Raw genomic sequence first — 6,155 nt, 5'->3', positions numbered from 1 at the left:
CCGGCACGATGCGAAGCTTCACTTTTTTAAATATTCCCCTTTCCGGGTGTCCAGGTTTACTTGACCACTACAGTGCCGCCCCGCACAGGGGCAACACTAATAGACCACTAACAATTCAAGGAAAGGCACCAAAGCCAGATCAAGGAGAAGCCAAAGCCCTAAGAACACGGCCAAAAAGCGCCGCGCAGGCAAAAAACCTCAAAACCTTTATTTCGCCAACTTGGAATGCCGCCGCGAATAACCAAAATAAATAACCATCCCAATCAACAACCAAACCACAAACGCCACCCAGGTAACAGCCTGGAGATTCACCATCAAAAACAAACAAGAAGCGACAGCCAACACCGGCACCACCGGTACACCAGGACACCGGAATGCCCGCGGCAACTCAGGATGCGTCTTCCGCAAAACCAGCACCGCAATCGACACCATCGAAAACGCAGCCAACGTGCCGATATTGATCAGCTCAGCCAGCACATTCAACGGCACCAGCGCGCCAATCAACCCGAAGAAAATCCCCACCAGCCATGTCGTAAAGAACGGCGTCGCATACTTCGGATGCACCCGGGAAAGCCGCGCCGGCAACAACCCATCCCGCGACATCGCGAAAATCACGCGCGTCTGGCCATACGCCATCACCAGAATCACCGTCAGCATGCCCAGCACGGCGCCAAGGTCGATAAAGCCCGCTACCCACTTCTGACCCGCCACCTGCAACGCGTACGACACCGGATGCGAAATGTTCGCGAACTGCGCCGACGGCACGATGCCCGTGACCACCGCCGCCACCGCGACGTACAGCACCGCGCACACGCCCAGCGATGCAATGATCCCGATCGGCAAATCTCGCTTCGGATCCTTCACTTCCTCCGCCGCGGAAGACACCGAATCGAACCCGATGAACGCGAAGAACATCACCGCCGCCGCGCCGAACACGCCGTTCCAGCCGTTCGGCATGAACGGATGCCAGTTCGCCGGCGTCACGTGGAAAACGCCCACGCCGATCACCAGCAGCACCACGATCACCTTGATCGCCACCATGATGTTGTTGATCCGCGCGGATTCACGCACGCCAAGCGACAACAGCGCCGTAATCGCCATCATCACGAGGAAAGCCGGCAGGTTGAACCATGTCTCGTGCCCAGGCAAAGCGCCCGGCGCCGCCGTCAGCGCAACCGGCAAGCTCACGCCGAAGCCCGACAACAACGATTGCAGATAGCCCGACCAGCCGACCGATACCGCCGACGTTGCCAGCCCATACTCAAGCATCAAGTCCCAGCCGATGATCCACGCAGCCAGTTCGCCGAGCGTCGCGTACGAATACGTGTAGATGGAACCCGCAACCGGAATCGTCGAGGCGAACTCGGCATAGGCGAGCGCGGCGAACCCGCAGGCAATCGCCGCGATCAGGAACGACACCATCAGCGCCGGGCCGGCTTGAACCGCGCCCGTGCCGGTCAGCACGAAAATGCCGGTGCCGATAATGGCGCCGACGCCGAGGAAAGTCAGATCGAGCGCGCCAAGCGCTTTCTTCAAGCCGGCGTTCTGAGCGCTCGCGGCGATCATGTGCTCGACGCTCTTTTTACGAAACAGGGACATTGGCGGTGGGTCTCCAGTAGTGCACGCATCTTGCGCGCCGAATGTCAGGGGAAACCCGCGATTTTAGCGGATGCGCGCCTTTGCACCATTTTGGGACGGTGTTTTTAGCGTTTGAAGGGGAGGCAAAAAATGCCTGATGAAAGCGATTTGGGCGTGCCGTTTGTCTGAGCACATCGCGTGGTGGGAAGGCTTTCGCGCGCTGCATGCCCCATCGGGTGAAATCGCGCTCGTGCGATCGAACACTGGCGCTGGGCGGACGCTATTTAGCTATCTGGGGAAGAAAGCTTCAACCGGCCATCGCTGGATTCAAGTCGACGAGGCGGTTGCTCATCACATAGAAGGTCAGCTCGGCGTTATTGCGCAGCTTCATCTTTTCGAGCAGCCGGGTGCGGTACACGCTGACCGTCTTCACCGACAGCGATAACGTTATGGCGATATCCGTCAGCCGCTTGCCGGACGCGAGCATGCATAGCGTCTGGTATTCGCGATCCGAGAGCTTTTCGTGCGGCAATTGTTCGCCGTCGAAGGAGACATAGTCCGCCAGCGCTTCGGCCATGGCCGGGCTGACGTATTTGCGGCCCGCGGCGACCTGCTGGATCGCGCCGATCATCTGCGCGGCGTCGACCGTCTTCGACAGGTAGCCGGCGGCGCCGGCCTTCAGCGCGCGCACGGCGTACTGGTCCTCGCGGTACATCGAGAACATCAGTACGGCCACGCGCGGTGCTTTGCGCTTCAAACGCTTGAGCACTTCGACGCCATTCATGTCCGGCAGCGAAATGTCGAGCAGCACCACGTCATAGTTGCGTTGCGCAACGGCTTCGAGCGCTTCGGCGCCGGTTTCCGCCTCGGTGACTTCGCGCGCCACGCCGCGGTCGAGCAGCAACTGGCGGACGCCCTGGCGAACCACCGCGTGGTCGTCGGCGAGGAGGATGCGCAGGCTCATGATGGCGTGCTCACGATTGCAGCGCGCGACGCTCGGCGCCTGGAGCGCTCGCCAGCATCGCATCCCACGCAAAGCGGGCCTGCACGAGCGTGCCGCGCGCCGCGGTGCCGCTGTCGCCGCGGCCTGAGCCGATGCGCCGGGCGCTGATCCGCAGCGTGCCGTCGAAGGCGGCGCAGCGCGCCTGCATGCCGCTCAGCCCGAAATGGCCGCGACGGCTGCGGGCGGTGCGCGTCAAGCCGATGCCGTCGTCGGTGATGATCAAGCTCAGGTGGCGGCGGCCGGCTTCGATCCGCACGTCGGCGGATTCGGCGCGCGCGTGCTTGGCAATATTGTTGAGTGCTTCCTGGGCGACCCGGAACACGGCCAGCGCGGCGTCGGTGGGCAGGCGCGTGAGCCGCACATCGGCGGCACAGACGAAGCTCGTACGCAGGTTCGTGCGCGCGGCGAAGTCGCCGGTCCATTGCGCCAGCGCGCCGACAATGCCCGCTTCGAGCGACGGCGCATGCAATTCCGCGACGGCCTGGCGGCTGGCGGCGCACACGGCGTCGAGCGAGCGATTCGCAACGGCGAGCGCGGCCGCGCACTGCGGCGGCGCATCGGCCGGCAGCCAGGTTTCGACGCCGGCAAGGGCGAAACGCGTCGCGGTCAACTCGGCGCCGACGCCGTCGTGCAGCTCGCGCGCCACATGGCGGCAGGCAGCTTCCTGCGCCTGAACGAGCTCGGCCGACAGCTGGCGCACGCGGGCGCGCAGTTGCGCGAGTTCGTGCTCAGCCGCGGAGGGCGGCGCGGCGTGTGCAAGTGAAGGCGAAATGTGGGCGCTAAACGGGACGACGGTCGACGTATCCATGACTTTCCCTCTCAGGAAGCAGTGCAAACGGCGAAGCGGGTGCGCATCGGCGGCGCGAAGACGAAAGAACGCATGCGAGTCTCTGGCCTCCAGTGACGTCCGTTACGCGTTGTGCGAGATGGACAAATTGCTACGGTGCGACGTAACGAAATTTACATTCAGTAACAAGTCGACCGTACGATGGCGTCATATTAATCCGACTAATCGTGCGCCGCGATGATATCTCAAAAAAAGAAAAAAATGCAGGTGCACCAAGGGTTAGCGCCTACATTTGACGCAATGGTTGATGTCCTCGGCCGCTGGGTATTGTAGGAAGAATGCTGACATCAAATGTCAGGGCAACGGCGGCAATTGTAACTGCGCAACAAAAAAAGGAGCCCGAAGGCTCCTTTCTGTTGATTGCGCGGCGCGCGCCGCTCAATTTGCGTGTCTGCTTAGCCGACGAACGCCTTTTCGACCACGTAGTGACCCGGCGCATTGTTGCTGCCTTCCTCGAAGCCGAGGTCGTCGAGCAGCTTGCGCGTGTCGCGCAGCATGTGCGGGCTGCCGCACAGCATCACGCGGTCGTCTTCGAGCGAGAAGCCCGGCACGCCGAGGTCGGCGAACAGCTTTTCGGTTTCGATCAGTTCGGTGATACGGCCGCGGTTCTGGAACGCTTCGCGCGTCACCGTCGGGTAGTACAGCAGCTTTTCCTGCACCAGTTCGCCAAGGTGCTCGTGCGCCGGCAGGTGATCCGTGATGTATTCCTTGTACGCGAGCTCGTCGACGAAACGGCAGGTGTGCGTCAGGACCACGCGCTCGTAACGCTCGTAAATGTCCGGATCTTTAATGATCGACATGAACGGCGCGAGACCCGTGCCGGTGGACAGCAGCCACAGCGTCTTGCCCGGCAGCAGGTTGTCGGCCATCAGCGTGCCGACCGGCTTCTTGCCGATCAGGACTTCGTCGCCGACCTTCAAATGCTGCAAACGCGACGTGAGCGGGCCGTCCTGCACCTTGATGCTCAGGAATTCGAGGTGCTCTTCATAGTTCGCACTCGCAAGGCTATAGGCGCGGATCAGCGGCTTGCCGTCGACTTCGAGGCCCACCATCGTGAACTGGCCGTTTTCGAAACGGAACGACGGATCGCGCGTGCAGGTGAAGCTGAAAAGCGTATCGGTCCAGTGATGGACGCTCAGGACTGTTTGTGAATTCAGGTTGCTCATGGCTTCTTGGATAGTGCGAAAACAAAGGCGGCCAGTCGTTTTAGCCGGCCGGCACGGCAAGGGCGATGCTGCGCTAACCCGAGATCGGGAATCACGCGCAATCCGCTATTTTACCGCGCCCGCTGCCCGAGGGCTCTGGCGCGGCGGTTGAGCGTGGTAAAGCGGGTTACCGGACCCGGAAGCGTCGGCGCCGATGGTTGTGACGATCGGCGCCGCGAAGTACGTTGGCGTGGTTGCAGCCGCGCTTCAGCAAGGGTACGGCGATGGGCGAACACCGCGCAGGGCGGCTGCCATCGGCTGTCCGGCATGCGCCGGATAGGCGCCCCGCGCGGGCAACATTTTCAGGATGATACCGAAACCCGCCGTGCACCGCAGCATTGACCCTGCTAATAAAACTGGCAAATGGGCGGGAGGTCGGTACGAAAGGTGAGGAAATTGGGCCGTAATGGCGAGACGCGCGGGGCGAGCGCGCGCACTTCTGTTCGCGCTGCCTGGTCTTGCTGGGTTGGTACACAAAGGTTGATTGTCGCTCGGGCGAGGAGCTGGAATCCCTTATGAAATAAAGATTCCAGCGTTTCCCGTTTTGATTACACCGGAGCCGCCACGCGCTTCTTGCCGCGCTGCTTCAGCACTCTCGCTTGCAGCACGATCACCAGCAGCAGGAACACCCCGCGAATCACCGATTGCCAGTACGCCGACAGGCTGATAAACCCCAGACCGTTTTCGAAGTTCAGCAGATTGAACACCAAGCCGAGCAACAGCACGCCGGCGATCGTCATCGCAATCGAGCCTTCGCCGCCGGTGAGCAAGGTGCCGCCGAGCACCACCGCCGAGATCGCGAACAGCTCCCAGCCGACGCCTTCGTTCGGCTGACCGGCGCCGAACTGCGCGGCGAGGATCACGCCCGCCATGCCGGCGAGCAGGCCGCTTACGGCATAAGCCATCACCAGCGTGCGGTCGACGTTCAGGCCCATCAGCCGCGCCGCTTCCTCGCTGCCGCCGATGGCCAGCGAATGCCGCCCGAAGCGCGTGCTGCGCAGCGCGAGCCAGCCGGCGATTGCGGCGACCGCCGCGACGATCCCCGGGATCGGCAGGCCGAACAGATCGCCTTGACCGAAGTTGCCGAAGTTCGAGTCGGCGGCGATCGACACCGCATCGTTCTTGCCGAGCAGCAGTGCGACGCCGTGCGCGCCGAGGCTGGTCGCGAGCGTCACGATGAAGGGCAGGATTTTCAGCCGCGTGATGATCAGGCCGTTGAGCACGCCGACGGCCATGCCGGCCGCGCAACCGGCAACGACCGCGACCCAGCCGCCGTACACGCTGGTCAACGCAGCGACGACGCTCGCAAGAGCTGCCACCGTGCCGACCGACAGATCAATGCCGCCCGTGATGATCACGAAGGCCATGCCGATCGAGATCAGCGCGAACATCGAGTTGTAGCGCCAGAACGAGGTGATGTTGTAGGCCGAGCCGAAGTGGTCATAGCGCACGAGTCCGAGCACGATGAGCGCGACCAGAGCAAGCAGGATGGGAAGGTTCTTTTTCATCACATCGAGTCCGA

At 62.3% G+C, this 6,155-nt stretch carries 6 protein-coding genes; 1 reads left to right on the top strand and 5 read right to left on the bottom strand.

The features are described from left to right. On the top strand, positions 1 to 254 hold a 254-nt coding region (locus BM438_RS45915), incomplete at its 5' end, for a hypothetical protein (RefSeq protein ID WP_208620744.1). Here the strand turns inward: BM438_RS45915 and bcaP are convergent. From bcaP to BM438_RS36755, 5 genes are all read right to left on the bottom strand, one after another. Next, the gene (gene bcaP / locus BM438_RS36780; protein ID WP_093644885.1) at positions 208 to 1,599 is read right to left on the bottom strand and encodes a branched-chain amino acid transporter BcaP; all 1,392 of its coding nucleotides are present in this window, start codon (positions 1,597 to 1,599) and stop codon (positions 208 to 210) included. The two genes, BM438_RS45915 and bcaP, sit on opposite strands and share 47 nt — an antisense overlap. A gap of 286 nt (positions 1,600 to 1,885) precedes the next feature. Continuing rightward, the gene (gene rqpR / locus BM438_RS36775) at positions 1,886 to 2,542 is read right to left on the bottom strand and encodes a response regulator transcription factor RqpR (protein WP_093644883.1); all 657 of its coding nucleotides are present in this window, start codon (positions 2,540 to 2,542) and stop codon (positions 1,886 to 1,888) included. A 10-nt stretch (positions 2,543 to 2,552) separates the two neighbouring features. Then, the gene (locus BM438_RS36770) at positions 2,553 to 3,389 is read right to left on the bottom strand and encodes a sensor histidine kinase (RefSeq protein WP_093644881.1); all 837 of its coding nucleotides are present in this window, start codon (positions 3,387 to 3,389) and stop codon (positions 2,553 to 2,555) included. Between the two features lie 434 nt (positions 3,390 to 3,823). Then, positions 3,824 to 4,594, bottom strand: coding sequence for a ferredoxin--NADP reductase (locus tag BM438_RS36765; protein ID WP_093644879.1), 771 nt, complete (start codon positions 4,592 to 4,594; stop codon positions 3,824 to 3,826). A 587-nt stretch (positions 4,595 to 5,181) separates the two neighbouring features. Then, positions 5,182 to 6,141: an ABC transporter permease gene (locus BM438_RS36755; protein WP_093644877.1), complete on the bottom strand. Its 960-nt coding sequence runs from the start codon at positions 6,139 to 6,141 to the stop codon at positions 5,182 to 5,184. Positions 6,142 to 6,155: the final 14 nt, after the last annotated feature.

Origin of the sequence: Paraburkholderia aspalathi (assembly GCF_900116445.1) — a bacterium.
In the GTDB taxonomy this organism is placed as follows: domain Bacteria; phylum Pseudomonadota; class Gammaproteobacteria; order Burkholderiales; family Burkholderiaceae; genus Paraburkholderia; species Paraburkholderia aspalathi.
The sequence above is the reverse complement of the archived record's forward strand: the minus strand, read 5'-3'. Positions and strand labels throughout refer to the sequence as shown.

Excerpts from the sequence above, each read along its gene's own strand:
- bcaP (WP_093644885.1), bottom strand. The coding sequence starts at position 1,599 with ATGTCCCTGTTTCGTAAAAAGAGCGTCGAGCACATGATCGCCGCGAGC.
- rqpR (WP_093644883.1), bottom strand. The coding sequence starts at position 2,542 with ATGAGCCTGCGCATCCTCCTCGCCGACGACCACGCGGTGGTTCGCCAG.
- BM438_RS36770 (WP_093644881.1), bottom strand. The coding sequence starts at position 3,389 with ATGGATACGTCGACCGTCGTCCCGTTTAGCGCCCACATTTCGCCTTCA.
- BM438_RS36765 (WP_093644879.1), bottom strand. The coding sequence starts at position 4,594 with ATGAGCAACCTGAATTCACAAACAGTCCTGAGCGTCCATCACTGGACC.
- BM438_RS36755 (WP_093644877.1), bottom strand. The coding sequence starts at position 6,141 with ATGAAAAAGAACCTTCCCATCCTGCTTGCTCTGGTCGCGCTCATCGTG.